Origin of the sequence: Alcanivorax sp. (assembly GCF_002726155.1) — a bacterium.
In the GTDB taxonomy this organism is placed as follows: domain Bacteria; phylum Pseudomonadota; class Gammaproteobacteria; order Pseudomonadales; family Alcanivoracaceae; genus Alcanivorax.
This window is the reverse complement of the sequence record NZ_PBSH01000053.1, coordinates 37,239-52,593: the sequence shown is the minus strand read 5'-3', so window position 1 is coordinate 52,593 and position 15,355 is coordinate 37,239. Positions and strand designations below refer to the sequence as shown.

14 protein-coding genes are annotated in these 15,355 nt (G+C 59.7%); 10 read left to right on the top strand and 4 right to left on the bottom strand.

Translation table 11 applies throughout. The features are described 5' to 3' along the window. Positions 1-33 precede the first annotated feature (33 nt). From CL546_RS16210 to CL546_RS16200, 3 genes are read right to left on the bottom strand one after another with little or no spacing between them, the layout of a single operon-like run. A complete protein-coding gene (locus CL546_RS16210; protein ID WP_290496779.1) occupies positions 34-1,467 on the bottom strand; it encodes a M20/M25/M40 family metallo-hydrolase in 1,434 nt (477 codons plus the stop codon). 55 nt (positions 1,468-1,522) lie between these two features. After that, positions 1,523-3,796, bottom strand: coding sequence for a phosphoenolpyruvate--protein phosphotransferase (gene ptsP, locus CL546_RS16205; protein WP_290496777.1), 2,274 nt, complete (start codon positions 3,794-3,796; stop codon positions 1,523-1,525). Beyond that, complete coding sequence (locus CL546_RS16200) at positions 3,789-4,334, bottom strand: RNA pyrophosphohydrolase (RefSeq protein WP_366604575.1); 546 nt, start codon at positions 4,332-4,334, stop codon at positions 3,789-3,791. The genes ptsP and CL546_RS16200 overlap by 8 nt, the downstream gene beginning before the upstream one ends. Before the next feature lie 191 nt (positions 4,335-4,525). Here CL546_RS16200 and CL546_RS16195 point away from each other — a divergent pair, with 191 nt between their 5' ends. Together CL546_RS16195 and CL546_RS16190 are read left to right on the top strand one after the other, a co-directional pair. Beyond that, positions 4,526-5,179 carry a histidinol-phosphatase gene (locus tag CL546_RS16195; RefSeq protein ID WP_290496776.1) on the top strand — a complete coding sequence of 218 codons (654 nt, stop codon included), beginning with the start codon at positions 4,526-4,528 and terminating at the stop codon, positions 5,177-5,179. A 12-nt stretch (positions 5,180-5,191) separates the two neighbouring features. Further along, on the top strand, positions 5,192-6,163 hold the full coding sequence (locus CL546_RS16190; RefSeq protein WP_290496774.1) for an imelysin family protein: 972 nt from the start codon (positions 5,192-5,194) through the stop codon (positions 6,161-6,163). A 171-nt stretch (positions 6,164-6,334) separates the two neighbouring features. On the opposite strand, the gene CL546_RS16185 is transcribed toward CL546_RS16190, so the two are convergent. Then, on the bottom strand, positions 6,335-6,934 hold the full coding sequence (locus CL546_RS16185) for an outer membrane beta-barrel protein (RefSeq protein ID WP_290496772.1): 600 nt from the start codon (positions 6,932-6,934) through the stop codon (positions 6,335-6,337). Between the two features lie 226 nt (positions 6,935-7,160). Between CL546_RS16185 and CL546_RS16180 the strand changes: the two genes are divergently transcribed. The 8 genes from CL546_RS16180 (at position 7,161) to CL546_RS16145 (ending at position 15,292) form a co-directional block, all read left to right on the top strand. After that, positions 7,161-9,686, top strand: a complete 2,526-nt coding sequence (locus CL546_RS16180; protein ID WP_290496770.1) for a heavy metal translocating P-type ATPase — start codon at positions 7,161-7,163, stop codon at positions 9,684-9,686. Further along, the gene (locus CL546_RS16175) at positions 9,683-10,336 is read left to right on the top strand and encodes a class I SAM-dependent methyltransferase (protein WP_290496768.1); all 654 of its coding nucleotides are present in this window, start codon (positions 9,683-9,685) and stop codon (positions 10,334-10,336) included. Before CL546_RS16180 ends, CL546_RS16175 begins: the two co-directional genes overlap by 4 nt. Then, complete coding sequence (locus CL546_RS16170) at positions 10,333-10,692, top strand: cupredoxin domain-containing protein (protein WP_290496766.1); 360 nt, start codon at positions 10,333-10,335, stop codon at positions 10,690-10,692. Before CL546_RS16175 ends, CL546_RS16170 begins: the two co-directional genes overlap by 4 nt. Positions 10,693-10,745: 53 nt before the next feature. Continuing rightward, positions 10,746-11,243: a DUF411 domain-containing protein gene (locus tag CL546_RS16165; RefSeq protein WP_290496764.1), complete on the top strand. Its 498-nt coding sequence runs from the start codon at positions 10,746-10,748 to the stop codon at positions 11,241-11,243. 243 nt (positions 11,244-11,486) lie between these two features. Next, a complete protein-coding gene (locus CL546_RS16160; protein WP_290496763.1) occupies positions 11,487-12,134 on the top strand; it encodes a LysE family translocator in 648 nt (215 codons plus the stop codon). 22 nt (positions 12,135-12,156) lie between these two features. After that, on the top strand, positions 12,157-12,564 hold the full coding sequence (locus CL546_RS16155) for a hypothetical protein (protein WP_290496868.1): 408 nt from the start codon (positions 12,157-12,159) through the stop codon (positions 12,562-12,564). Between the two features lie 35 nt (positions 12,565-12,599). After that, the gene (locus CL546_RS16150) at positions 12,600-14,561 is read left to right on the top strand and encodes a copper resistance system multicopper oxidase (protein WP_290496761.1); all 1,962 of its coding nucleotides are present in this window, start codon (positions 12,600-12,602) and stop codon (positions 14,559-14,561) included. Further along, on the top strand, positions 14,558-15,292 hold the full coding sequence (locus tag CL546_RS16145; RefSeq protein WP_290496759.1) for a copper resistance protein B: 735 nt from the start codon (positions 14,558-14,560) through the stop codon (positions 15,290-15,292). Before CL546_RS16150 ends, CL546_RS16145 begins: the two co-directional genes overlap by 4 nt. Positions 15,293-15,355 lie beyond the last annotated feature (63 nt).

The following is a 15,355-nucleotide window of genomic DNA, read 5'->3' as shown; positions in this document are numbered from 1 at the left end:
GCTGTCTGGGAAAACCTTGTTGCAGGCCGGCCCTTACTCCTCGCCCAACATCACCCCGGCATAAAAACGCACCATCCGCGGGTACTGCTCTCTGGACAGGCGTTCGTTGTGGCCATGGAAGCGTGGCAAGTCGTCTTGACTCAGGGCAACAGGCATAAAGCGGAAAATCTGATCGGACACGGCCTGATAATGGCGCGCATCCGTGCCGGCGATCAGCAGGAAAGGCGCCACCACCGGTTGCTCCGGCAGTGACCTCGCAAGGCCCGCCAAACGCTCAAAGGCAGGGGAAGGAATCTCACTGGTCGGTGACGGGTCAGACAGAAAGGTGTCCAGGGGCGTCACGGTAATCGAATCCGGCAACTGCTCTTCCAGATAGGCCAGCAAGGATTCACGGCTTTCCCCCGGCGCCAGGCGGAAGTTGATGGTCGCTTCGGCAGTGGCGGGGAGTACATTATCCTTTACCCCGGCACGCAACAGCGTGGGTGACATGGTGGTGCGAACCAGGGCATTGGTTTCCGGTTTGCCGGATAACTGCTTCACAATTAACGGCTCAAACAACCACAGATTGGCAAACACCATTCGCTGGGCAAACGGCTGGTACGGCGCGACTTGCTGCAGCATTTTGCGGGTAGGCTCGCTCAACCCGGCAGGGCGAGGATTATCCTGCAAGGCCGCAATCGCGCTGGCCAGATCCCCCACCGCCGTTTTCGCTGGCGGGCGGGAGGAATGCCCTGGTTCCGCGCGGGCTTCCAGAGTCACGGTCATGTAGCCTTTCTCGGCAATGCCGATCAGCGCCACCGGCTGCTCAATGCCCAAGGTGCTGCCGGGCAACATCATGCCGCCCTCATCCAATACCATGCCGAACCGCAGATCCTGCTCTGCCATCCAGTCCGCCATGCGGCTGGCGCCTTCACTGCCACCGGTTTCTTCATCGTGACCGAACGCCAGCCAGACGTCACAGGCCGGCGTGCGACCTTCCGCCAGCAAGGCTTCGGTGGCTTCCAGGATCGCCATCAGGCTGCCCTTGTCATCCATGGCACCACGGCCCCAGACAAACTGTGAATCCACCACGCCGGCGAAAGGCGGGTGTTCCCAGGCATCCGGGGACGACACCGGCACCACATCCTGATGGGCCAACAGCAAGACAGGCACACAATCATTGCCGGAGTCCCAGTGGTAAAGCAGGCTGTGACCAAAGGTTTTCAGCGTGAGCGCCTCATGGCTCAACGGGAAAGACTGGCGCAGGAAATCATGGAAGCCATCAAAGGCTTGCGGCTGATTCGGCAAAGTAGCAAATCGCAGGGCACGGGAGAGACGTGCCGTCATCTCGGATTCGTTCAATGCAGATTCAAAAACCGGCAGAGGGATAACCGTTTCGCTGGGTTCTTTTACCTTCAAGGTGTTGAACAACAGCACCGCCAGCAACACAAGCAACGCCACCACGATCAACAAGAACGCGCGCTTCATGACTCTCTCCCGGTTAACTTTTATTGTTTTAACGCCGACACGGTCCATATTCGTGTCAGGACAATACCTTGCGATTGCGCAACAAATCGCCCAGCCCGGCCTTGGTGAGTTGCAAGTCCACGTAAGAGGCAATCACCTCGCCGTTATCCATGGCCAGCACTTCATTGAGAAGACGGCGGACAAAGCTGATATTCACCTGACGAATAGCGGCTTTCACTTTCAACAGGTTGGATGCATTCATGGAGAGCACGTCCACGCCCATGGCCATCAACAGCAAGGCCGCGCTGGGCTCCCCTGCCATCTCGCCACAAACTGACACCGGCGTGTCTTCTTCGCGAGCCTGTTCCACCACGTGCAGCAGCGCATGCAGCACCGCCGGGTGATAGGAGTTATAAAGCGCCGCCACCTGGCGATTGTTACGGTCCACCGCCAACAAATACTGGGTCAGGTCATTGGTGCCCACGGACAAAAAATCCACCCGCTGAGCCAGTGCCCGGGCCTGATATACCGACGCCGGCACTTCGATCATCACGCCCACTGGCGGCATGGACACATCCAGCCCTTCGTCCCGCACCTCCAGCCAGGCACGGTGAATCAAATGCTGCGCTTCTTCCGCCTCAATCACGCTGGTGATCATGGGCAACATGATGCGCAGATTATTCAGCCCCTCGCTGGCCTTGATCATGGCACGCACCTGCACCATGAAAATTTCCGGGTGGTCCAGGGTGACACGGATACCGCGCCAACCCAGGAAGGGGTTTTCATCTTCAATAGGGAAGTAACTCAGGGATTTATCGCCGCCGATATCCAGGGTACGCATGGTCACCGAATGGGGAGCAAATGCCGCCAGTTGTTCGCGGTAAATCACCCGCTGCTCTTCTTCCGACGGGAAACGATCGCGGACCATAAACGGAATTTCCGTCCGGTACAGGCCCACCCCTTCCGCACCCCGCTCCAGCGAGCGATTGATGTCAGTCATCAGGCCGGTATTTACCTGCAATTTAATCCGCGAGCCGTCCAGGGTTTGCGCCGGTTCATCGCGCAGTTTTTCCAGGCCGGCCTGAAGGCTCTCTTCCTCGGCAATAATTTCCTGGAACTGTTGCTTGAGCTCCGGCGAGGCATTGGCCACCACCCGCCCCCGGAAACCATCGACGATGATTTCCTTGTCGTCCATTTGCTTGAGGGGCAGATTCTGTGCGCCCACCACGGTGGGAATCCCCATGGCCCGCGCGACAATGGCCATATGTGAGTTGCGCGAGCCACGGGTGGTAACGATGCCGCGCACCCGCTCACGGGGCACTTCCATCAGCATGGGCGCGGAAATATCTTCGCCGAGCAAAATGCATTCGTCGGGAAAGATGACGTGACGCCGGGTCTGGCTCTGCAGCTGCGCCAGCACCCGACGCCCCAGATCACGCACATCCGCCGCCCGCTCACGCAGATACGGGTCATCCATCATTTCGAAATTACGCACATGGGCATCGACCACCGTGCGCAAGGCGCCCTGGGCCCACTGCCCTTCGCGGATCTGGGCGATCACTTCCGCTGGCAGAGCGTGGCGATCCAGCATGCGCAGATAGACATCAAACAACGCTTGCTCTTCCGCCCCCAGCGAGCGAGAGGCCCGCTCGGCCAGATCACGGATTTCCTGACGCACACGCACCAGCGCATCGTCCAGCCGGGAAATTTCGTCGCTCACATCAGCAACGGCACGATCCGGCACGGAGGCCAGGTCCGCCTCCGGAAACAGCAACACGCCATGGCCAATGGCTGCGCCGGGGCAACCGGGCAGGCCGTCATAGAAACTGGGCAAATCGCCGCTGCCACCCAACTGGTCGAACAGCACACCCGAGGCATGGGCATGGGCAATAACCGCCGACAGCTGGGCGGAGATGGTCACCAGAAAGGCTTCTTCGCTCTGGTCGAAACGGCGCACATCGCGCTGCTGGACCACCATGACACCCAGCACCTTACCGTGGTGCATCACCGGCACACCCAGGAAAGCATGGAAGGCATCTTCCCCGGTTTCTGCCAGATAATGGAATTTCGGATGGGTAAAGGCGTCTTCCAGGTTGATAGGTTCTTCGCGCAGGCCCACCTGCCCCACCAACCCCTCCGACAGGCCCAGACTCACCTTGCCCACGGCTTCCTGCTTCAGCCCTTCCGAGGCCATCAGCATGTAGCGCTGCTCTTCCTCGTCACGAAGATAGATGGAGCACACTTCCGTGCCCATGGCATCGCGAACCCGCTTGGCCATCAAATCCAGCGCACTGGGGATATCCGCTGCGTTGTTCACTTCCTGAACAATTCGCCGCAGGGTATCAAGCATCAGACGTGTCTCCAGAGGTAGACGGGTTTGGGGAACGCACGCCCGGCGTCCCCTTCTTCAGGGCCGGGGCCAGTTCACGCAAGGCGCGGGCATAGACCCCGCGCTTGAAATGCACCACCTTGCGAATCGGATACCAGTAATTGACCCAGCGCCAGTCCTTGAACTCCGGACTATCGCTGGCGAACAGGTCAATGGCCTGCTCCTCCGCCGTCAGCTGCAACAAAAACCATTTCTGCCGCTGGCCAATGCAATGCGGGCGATTGCGGGGCCGGCGCAGAAAACGGCGCGGCAGACGATAGGTCAGCCAGCCTTCCGTGCTGGCAATAATGTCCACATGCTCCGGCAGCAGGCCCACCTCTTCTTCCAGCTCGCGAAACAGCGTTTCTTCCGGGGTTTCCCCGGGCATCATGCCGCCCTGCGGAAATTGCCAGGCATCACGGTTGCCCACCCGGCGACCCCAAAATACCCGGCCATCCTGGCCGGCAATAATGATCCCGACATTCAGCCGAAACCCTTTGTCATCAATAATGCCTGTCATGTTGTCTCTTCGAGTCCACGCGCAATCGTGGACTCTGGCTCCTTGTCAGCCCATTAAACCTTGCCGGGCAACCTGCGATCAATGCACAACCGTGCAACAAACGCACCAAAACAAGCACGAAACCAATGAAACCGTCGGTATGACTTGTCATCGGCTTCGCATAAAATGACCTCTTCATGTAAGGAGGGGCCATGACGCTCGCGATTTTCGACCTGGACAACACCCTGATCGGCTGCGATTCCGACCACCTGTGGGGAGACTGGCTGGTAGAGAAAGGCATTGTTGACCAGCAGCTCTACAAGGAAACCAACGACCAGTTTTACGTGGATTACCAGAATGGCCGCCTGGACATCATGGCCTACCTGCGTTTTTCCCTGAAAGTGCTGGCTGATAACGACATGGCCCAGCTGCATTTCTGGCGTGAACAGTTCCTGGCAGAAAAGCTCGACAGCATGTGGCTGCCCAAGGCCGAAGCCTTGCTGCAAAAGCACCGTGACCAGGGCCACACCCTGATGATCATTACCGCCACCAATGACTTTGTGACCGCCCCCCTGGCGGATCGCCTTGGCGTGGATCACCTGATTGCCACCGTCGCAGAGTGCCGCCGCGAGCGCTATACCGGCGACGTAGCGGGTACGCCCAGCTACCGCGAAGGCAAAGTGGAGCGGCTCGCCGAGTGGCTCAGCGCCAACAACGAAACCCTGGAGAACAGCTGGTTCTACAGCGACTCCCACAACGATCTGCCGCTGCTGCGCAAAGTCGACAATCCGGTGGCCGTGGACCCGGACAGTGCCCTTGAGCGCGAAGCCCGAGAGCAGGGCTGGCCCGTGATCAGCCTGCGCTAACCGGAATTGTTTATGCGTTTTTTCCTTATGGCATTACTGGCAGGCCTGCTACTGGCCTGCGACAACGACAGCAAAGACGACACAGAGTCGGCCCCCGGGCCTGCCAGCGCCCACACCCTGACAGACATTCCCGCCGCAGAGTGGCAGCAGCAGGCCGACGAACGTTTCACGGCCGCCGCAACAGCATGGCAACAGGCCCTGACCCGGTTCGAGCAAAGCCCCAATGCCGATAATCTGGCAGCACTACGCGACGCCCTCAGTCAGTGGTACCAGCGTTTTGCCAGCCAGTACCTGCTACTGGCCAGCCGCGCCTGCCAGCAGGACGGAAGCGCCAACCGGCAGGCGATTCTGGCCCGGCTGGATAGCTGGCCGCTGTATCCCGGCTACCTGGATGCCCTGCCCGAATGGCCGGAATCCGGCCTGATCAGTGACCCGTATCTGGAATTGACCCGCCAGAACCTGCGACGCCAGCATGGCGCCACCGACCCGGCGGAAGCCAGCCTCGGTTTTGCCGCCCTGGCCGTGGCCCTTAACGGCACGACCGGCAGCCCCAAAGCGCTGGCCGCATTCAGCGGTGAAGAAGGCCCCCCGGCCCGGCGTCGCCAGTACCTGAAACTGGCGGGTGAACAACTGGTGGCCGATCAGCAGCAGCTATCATTGAATCGTCCGCTGAACGAACTGGCACTGCAATGCGGCCTGATGGAAACCCTGGCTCACTGGCAGCAGCTGCAAGACCCGGCCAGTGAACAGGAGGAGGGACTGCTGATCCCTGCGCTGAGCACCTCCATCAATGAAACCGGCCTGCTCAACGCCGTACAGACCATGGACCCTGCGGTCCTCGCCCGCTGGGACCAGGTCAACCCCGGCATTGCCGGCTCAATCAAGCAAAGCGAAGAGAAAGGCTGGGCGCCCATTAAGGCCTGGCTCACCACAGTGAGCATAACCCGCCAGATGCCGGGCTCCACTGAAAGTAGGCCGGATTAGCCTGAAAGGCGTAATCCGACATTATTCGGTTTAAGGTCTTGCGTCCCTGGGTAACGTCGACCCAGGAAGGCGGACAAGCAGGGCCATACGCCAAACACAAAAAAAGCCCCGCCAGGCTCTCACCCGGCGGGGCTTTCTACTTCCAGACACACTCTCTTGGAACGAGCGACCTTAGAAGTTGTAGCGACCGAAGACGCCGTAGGTATCACGATCACCACCAACGATGACGCGCGCACCCAGATCCACCGCCTGGCTCACCTTGAACAGGCCCTGGCCGTAAACGCCCAGGTCGTCATCGTAGAGGTCCTGATACGCCAGACCACCGGACAGTTCCAGCTTCTCGGTAGTGGCATGACGCACACCACCACGCACCTCGAAACCGATTTCATCGTCGTCATTGCCCGGATCATAGTCACGATCATCGTAAATAATGTCGGCACTGGTGACGAAATCCAGGCCCCGCTGCAGCGGGGTATGGAAACCAATACCACCGGAAATTTGGCTACCGTCGAGATCACCATTGCGGCCATAGTCGCCGTCAAAGAAACCCAGGCTACCACGCAGGAACAAGTGCTCATCCAACGCAAAAGACCCTTCAGCGCTCAACGAATCCACGTCCACATCGTTATCCAGATCCCAGCGATCGTAGGCCAGCTGGCCGTAGCTGTAGGAAAAGCCGTTATCACGGACGGCGGAAGTTTGTTGCGCCGCCATGGCCGGAGCAGAAACGGCCAGAGCAATACCTGACACAAGCAATGTTTTCTTAAACATAAATCGTCCTCACTGATATCGAAAAGTTCGGCATCCAAGATGGTCACACTATGTGGTCTTATTGAGCGCAATGCATTGTGATGGTTCCGTTTTTATGACGTTTTTATAAAAATTTTCAATGTAGCCAGCAATTTATAGCATGGCTATTGACCTTGGGGTTACCCCAAGGTTTAACACTGTATGCTGACATATCCCCTTGGCATCAGATTGCTTCACAGGAGCCACCATGCCGACGCAAACGCGCACCCAGACCCTGCCCATCAGCGGCGCCACCTGCCAGGGATGCAGCCGCACCATTACCTCCGCGCTGGAACAGGTCAGCGGCGTGGAACGTGTGACCGTAGACCTGCAAGCCCAACAGGTCGCCGTCACCGGTTCTGCCTCGCGCAACGCTCTTCAGAAGGCGCTGGTACAGGCCGGCTACGGCGCTGACATGAATGATTCCGGTCATGAACACGATGACCACAACGACGATAACGGCACCGCCAGTGAACCGGCATCGCAAGCGGCACAATCAATACAGTTGAACATCAGCGGCGCCACCTGCGCGTCCTGCGTGCGCACCATTGAAAGCGCGTTGCGTGGCACACCCGGCGTCCACGGCGCGGACATGAACTTTGCCGACCGCACCGCTCAAGTCACCGGCACCGCCAGCACCAACGCCCTGATTAAGGCGGTGGAAGACGCTGGATATGGCGCCAGTGAAGCCCGTGACGATGACAACGATGAGCAGGAAGCCAAAGAGCGGGCACACTACCGCCAGTTGCTGCGGCACATGTGGCTGGGGCTCGGCCTGGGCGTGCCGTTGATGGCCTGGGGCCTGCTCGGTGGCGACATGATGGTTCGCCCCGGGGAAATCAGCCAGTGGGTATGGCTGGGCATCGGCATTGCCACCCTCGCCGTACTCGCTACCGCCGGCCGGCATTTTTTTGTCGGCGCCTGGAAAGCCTTCCGTAATCATAACGCCAACATGGACACCCTGATTGCACTGGGCACTGGTGCCGCCTGGCTGTACTCCATGGTGGTGGTCTTGCTGCCTGGTGCCCTGCCAGAAGCCGCCCGGCATGTGTATTTCGAAGCCAGCGCCATGATCATCGGCCTGATCAATCTCGGCCAGGCACTGGAGGTTCGCGCTCGCGGCAAGACCAGCGCCGCAGTAAAACGGTTGCTGGACCTGGGCGCCAAAACCGCCCGCGTGATCCGCGATGGCCCGAATCAGGAAAAAGTGGAACAGGACATCCCGGTGGAGCAGGTGCAAAACGGCGACACCCTGCGCGTTCGCCCCGGTGAAAAAATTGCCGTGGACGGTACCGTCAAGGAAGGCGAAAGCCGCATCGATGAATCCATGCTCACCGGCGAGCCCATGCCGGTAAACAAGGCACCGGGAGACACGGTCAGCGCCGGCACCCTCAACGAAGGTGGCACCCTGCTCTACACGGCCACGGCCGTCGGTAAGGACACTGCGTTGTCCCGGATTGTTGCACTGGTCAAAAAAGCCCAGGGCAGCAAGCCCCCCATTGGCCGCCTGGCGGATCAGGTGTCGGCCATTTTTGTTCCCACCATCATGTTGATCGCCATCGCTGCCGCACTGGTGTGGTTCAACGTGGGTCCGGAGCCGCGCCTCACCCATATGCTGATCAGCGCCACCACCGTGCTGATTATTGCCTGCCCCTGCGCGCTGGGCCTGGCCACGCCCATGTCGGTGATGGTGGGCGTCGGCAAGGCTGCCGAATACGGCATTCTGATTCGTCAGGGCGAAGCCCTGCAGACCAGCAGCCAGCTGGACACCATCGTCCTCGACAAGACCGGCACCATCACCGAAGGCAAACCTGCCGTCACCGATATTCTCTGCGCCGAGGGCCAGCAGGAAAACACCATACTGGCCCTTGCCGCCAGCCTGGAAAGCGGCTCCGAACACCCGCTGGCCACGGCAATTGTCAACGAAGGGAAAGAGCGGGGTTTATCGCTGGACGACGCCACTCAATTCCAGGCCCTGAACGGCAAGGGGGTCATCGCCACCATCAATGGCAAAACGTACCGGCTGGGTAACCGCCGCTGGTTGGAAAGCGAAGGGGTAACCATCAATCTCGACAGCACACCCCTCACCGACAAGGGTACCACCCCGCTGTTTCTGTCGGAGCAAAAAAATCTGCTGGCCATTATTGGCGTGGCCGACCGCATTAAAGATGACTCCAAAGCCGCCATTGCCCGCCTTAAAGCGCAAGGGCTGAAAGTCATCATGATTACCGGAGACATTGCTGCCAGCGCCAACGCCATTGCGGAACAGGCTGGTGTGGATGACGTCATGGCGGAAGTGCTGCCGGAAGACAAGGCGAAAAAAGTGGCCGCCCTGCAAAAAGAGGGCCGCACCGTGGCCATGGTGGGCGATGGCATTAACGATGCCCCCGCCCTGGCCCAGGCCGATGTGGGCTTTGCCATTGGCACCGGCACCGACGTGGCCATCGAATCTGCTGCCATCACCCTGATGGGCGGTTCACTGCACGGCGTTGCCGATGCCATGGCGATTTCCTCCGCCACGGTGCGTAATATCAAACAAAACCTGTTTGGCGCCTTTGTCTATAACAGCCTGGGCGTACCAGTGGCTGCCGGCATACTCTATCCGCTCACCGGCAGCCTGCTCAGCCCGGTGATCGCCGGCGCGGCCATGTCGCTCAGCTCCGTCACCGTCGTCACCAACGCCAACCGCTTGCGGTTTTTCAAACCTAAACACAACCAGGAAACAAGCGCATGACACCGGAGCAACTTGCCGCACAACTGCGCCACCCCCAGGGTGAAGAAGGCAACAAGGTCGCAGACAATATGGATGACCGAAACAGCCCGGTGATTCTCGCGGCCTACCAGGCTCTGGCCCCTGCTGACGGCGACCGGATTCTGGAAATCGGCCCGGGGAGTGCGGGCCACCTTCCGGGCTTGTTAGCGCAGGCGAGCAACCTGCACTACACCGGCCTGGATGCCTCCCGGGATATGGTCTTGCGAGCCCGCGAACGTTACCTGGGTGAAACCCGCGCCGCCTTTATCCACGGCGAACTAACCCAAGCGCCGCTGGCCCCCGCCAGCATGGACCGCATTGTTGCCGTCAACGTGGTCTATTTTTGGCAGCCTCTGCCTCTCGCGCTAAATGTGTTGAACCTGTTATTACGCCCCGGCGGCACCCTGGTGCTGGGCCTGCGTGATCACAACAGCATGGCCAACCTGCCGGTGTTCAAGCACGGCTTTTCCACCTACCACGGCCCCGAATTACAGCAGGCCCTGGAGCAGGCCGGCTTTACCGACACCACGCTGGACACCTTTGCCGAAGACAGTGTGGATGTACTCGGTGACACCATGCACAAGCGATCAGTGATACTCACCGCTCGCAAACCCCGGGAGGCGGCATCATGACTATTTTCATCAACCTGGCCGGCCTGATATTGATGGCATTGGTGGTCTGGTGGTTCTGGCTATCGCACCGCAAAAGCACCGCACAGGCCACCACACAGGAAGCCACCATTATTGTCGAAGACGGGGTCTACTCTCCGGCCTCCATTCGTGCCAGGGCAGGGCAATCCCTGACCCTGCATTTCGACCGGCGCGACCCGTCCCCCTGCGCCGAGCAGGTGATATTCCAGGGGCTGGACACCAGTGAGTTTCTGGAAACAGACTCAATCACCACTCTGACCCTGAACAATCTGCCGCAAGGCAAGTACCGCTTCACCTGCCAAATGCAAATGTACCAAGGCACCTTATTTGTGGAATAAAGGGGAAAGACATTCCCGGATACACTGCAACACCAACCAAACAGGAAACGCCCATGAAAATCTGGATCACTCTTTTTACTGCCTTGCTACTGGCCGCCTGTGGCGATAACGAGCCGGCCAAACCCAGCGTGGCAAACACAGACGCCACCGCACCCGCCGCTACCGCCACCAGCGACAGGGTGCTGGAAGTGTATAAATCCCCGACCTGTGGCTGTTGCGGCGCCTGGGTTGAGCACATGGAAGCCAACGGCTACACCGTCAACGTGCACGAACAGCAGAACCTGCAATCCATCAAGGAAAAAGCTGGCATTCTGCCCGGCACCGGTTCCTGCCATACCGCCTTTATCGACGGCTACGCCATTGAAGGCCATGTTCCCGCCAGCGACGTGGACCGCTTGCTGGACGAACGCCCCGAAGGCAAAGGCCTCACCGTTCCCGGCATGCCCGTGGGCTCCCCCGGCATGGAAATGGGCGACCGTAAAGACGCCTACGACGTGCTGTTGTTTGATGAAAACGGCACCGAGGTATTCAGCCACCACCCGGGAAACTAGACCGAGTTCAAAGTTAAAAGTTGAAAGTTCAAAAGCGCGGGAAAGAGAGCTCCATATTTTATGCCCTGCCCGCGCCCTTAACGCTGAACCGCGAAGTCCCGAGCAGCCATTCAGTCACGGGCATCAACTTCGCGTTTCAACTTTAAACTGCTTGCCGCCCAATCGCATCTCACTGCTGCGCTGCTCTTCAACCTGTCATACCAACCCGCTAAAGTGTCTGCTTTGCGTGTAACGAGACCCTGAATGCTTCCCTTCCATGACTGGCTGTTGCTGGCCAGCATCTGTGCCCTGGGGGCCATGGCCCCCGGCATCAGCTTGGCGGTGGTGACCCGCCATACCCTACACGGAGGCCATCGGGCCGGCGCGATCGCAGGCGTGACCCACGCCCTGGGCATCGGCATCTGGGCGGCAGCCACCGTCACCGGCATGGCCATCCTGTTCCGTCGCTACCCGGTACTGGAGCAGCTTTTTTCCCTGGCCGGGGCCCTGTTCCTGTTATGGATGGCCTGGAAAAGCTGGCAGGCAGGCCGCGTGCCCCTGCCCCCCGCCGATTCAGGCGAGCGCAGCAATGTGCTTCATGGCGCCGCCCGGGATGGCTTTCTGGTGGCCTTCCTCAATCCCAAAGTCGCGCTGTTTTTTCTCGCTGTGTTCAGCCAGTTCCTGGAAGCAGACATGGCCCACGCTGCACGGGTCCAGATCGTACTCACCGCCATGCTCATCGATGGCGGCTGGTACATTCTGGTGGCCATCATGCTGGGGCGCAGCCGCTTGCTGCCCTGGTTACGTGAACACCACCATTGGGTGGAGCGCGCCACCGCCGTGCTACTGGTGATCATTTCTGCCAGCGTGGTCATCAACACCTTGACCCAGAACCGCTTGACCTTGGGGTAACCCCAGGGTCAATAATGTGAGTATGTCGAGTGTATTGAAAAGACAGAGCCGGGCGATTATCGCCACCTTACTCGCCGCCACCCTGATGGTGGTGAGCAGCTTGCTGTCTGCAAACACGCTCACCATGGCCATGTCCACGGCTACCGACAGCCCCATGCCGCCCTCCTCCATGACACACTGTCACCACTCTGCCGACACGCCCAACGGTGACATGGCCGCCGGCCACGACATGACGCAGATGCAGATGAACGGCTGCGAAGACAGCGACAGCTGCCAGTGCATTACCCTGTGCCAGATCACCGCCGCCAGTGACGCTGCCTTTGTGGCGAATGCCTTTATCCCCTCGCCCCCCGGCACGGACTCCCTCATTACAACGATTCACGCCGGTATTCATCGCCTGCCGTTACGCCCACCGTCCCTGTCTGTTTGAGCTGATTTTTTTCTCAAACAAACAGGAGCATTCCAATGAAAACGCAATCGCAGATTTCCCTGCCACGACGTCGTTTCGTGCAGGGCCTGGCACTGGGTGCCGCCGGGCTGGGGCTCGGACTCAACGCCCGTCAACTACTGGCCAGCCAGGGCCACACCGGCGCCCCGATTCTCACCGGTGATACGTTTCACCTGACCCTGGGCGGCGTCGACGTCAATATCACCGGTAAAACCCGCCCGGCCACCACCATTAATGGCGGTATCCCCGGCCCCACCCTGCACTGGAATGAAGGTGACACCATCACCCTCAAGGTGACCAACCTGTTGCCTGAGACCAGCTCCATCCACTGGCACGGCATTCTTCTGCCCTTCCAGATGGACGGCGTACCCGGGCTCTCCTTCGATGGCATCGCCCCCGGTGAAACCTTCACCTATCGCTTCACCGTGAAACAAAGCGGCACTTACTGGTACCACAGCCATTCCGGCTTTCAGGAGCAAACCGGGATCTATGGCGCCATTGTCATTCATCCGCGCGCCCCTGACCCACACACAGCGGACCGTGACGAAGTGGTGTTGCTCTCTGACTGGAGCGATGAAGACCCTGAGCATATTTACGCCACCCTGAAAAAGCTCAGCCATTACTACAATTTCAATGAACGCACCGTATTCGACACCCTGAGTGACTTCCGTAACAAAGGGGTGATCGAAACGCTCAAGGACCGGCACATGTGGAACACCATGCGCATGAGCCAAAGCGACCTGGCGGACGTGACCGGTTACACCTATACCTATCTGATGAATGGCCAGAGCCCCGCCAATAACTGGACGTGCCGATTCAATCCCGGTGAACGTATACGCCTGCGTTTTATCAACGCCAGCGCCATGACCTTCTTCGACATTCGTATTCCCGGCCTCGACATGACCGTGGTGGCCATGGACGGCCAACCGGTAAAACCGGTGGATTTCCATGAATGCCGGCTGGGCGTGGCCGAAACCCTGGATGTGATCGTGGCCCCGAAAGCCGATCAGGCCTACACCCTGTTCGCCCAGAGTATCGACCGCAGTGGCTTCGTACGCGGTACGCTAACACCGGATGCTACCCTTTCCGCTGTGGTCCCTGAGATGGACGCGCCCCCGCCGCTGGGTCACACCGAAATGGGCATGGGCGCCATGGACCATCAATCGATGGACCATGGGAGCATGAATAAAAAGGCCATGGACAAGGACACCATGAACCATGACCACATGCAGCATCACGGCATGGGCCATGGCGATATGACTAAGGGGGGTATGGCGCACCACGGCACCGCCCATGCCGACCCCGTTCCTTTTGCCGTCGACAGCAACAACCCGGACCTGCCACCGCGTGACAGCGCCATCGAACATCCCGCCAGTGAATTCGGCCCCGGCGTCGACATGCGCGCCATGGCGCCCGGCGACATGCTTTTCGATCCCGGTATTGGCCTGCGTGACCGGCCCTGGAAAGTGCTCACCTATGCCGACATGGAAACCCTCGGCAGCACTCCCAACAACCCCATCGACAGTCTTCAACCGGACCGGGAAATCGTGCTGCACCTGACCGGCAACATGGACCGGTACATGTGGAGTTTTAACGGCATCAAGTTTGCCGATTCCGTGCCCCTGGAACTGTTCCACCACGAGCGTGTACGCATCACCCTGGTGAACGACACCATGATGACCCACCCCATCCACCTGCACGGCCTGTGGAGCGACCTGGAACTGGGGGACGGGAAACTGCTGCGCAAGCACACCATCACCGTCAAGCCTGGCGAAAAACTCAGCTACCTGGTACGCGCCGATGCCCTTGGGCGCTGGGCCTATCACTGCCACCTGCTCTACCACATGGAAGCAGGCATGTTCCGGGAAGTGCGCGTGGTTGATGGCAGCACCAGCCCCGCCGCTGCGTCGACGCCTGATACTCAGACACAAGGCATGCACGGCACACATGACCAAGATCATGGAGGGCACCGCTCATGAAAACATTGATGACGCTCCTGGCAGGCAGCCTCACACTGGCGGCCACCTCACCAGCCCTGGCCATGAGTAAAAACGAACCCCGTTTCACCCGTGTCACCGTCGATCAGCTGGAAGCCCGTGACAGCGATGAAGGCACCGTCATGGCCTGGGAAGCCAGCGGCTGGCATGGCGGCGACCTGAACAAGCTGTACTTCAGCACCGAAGGCGAGCGGTTAATGGATCCGGAGCACGACGACGAGGATGCCGGTACCGAGGGCGCAGAAACCCGCCTTGCCTGGAACCGGGCCTTTGCGCCCTTCTGGGACTGGCAGCTGGGTGTGCGACGGGACTGGCAACCGGACGACCCCAACCGGGACTGGGCCAGCATCGGTGTTCAGGGCGTCGCGCCCTACCTTTTCGAAGTGGACGCCAATTTGTTCGTGGGAGAAGACGGGCTCACCAATCTGCGAGTCGAGGCAGAGTACGAACTGCTGCTCACCCAAAAGCTAGTGCTGGTTCCGGAAATAGAGGCCAACTTTTATGGCAAGGAAGACAAGGAACTGGGCATCGGTAACGGCCTCACGGATATCGAAGCCGGGCTGCGCCTGCGCTACGAAATTCGCCGTGAAATCGCCCCCTACATCGGCGTCAATTGGGAAAAGCAGTACGGCGACACCGCGGACATGACACGGGCTGCCGGCGGGAAAACGGAAGAAGGCACCGTTGTTGCCGGCATCCGTTTCTGGTTCTGATCTTGCCACGGATGTGCCCGGCCGCCATGGCCGGCGCATCCTCCCACTCTTTCATTGTCAGGG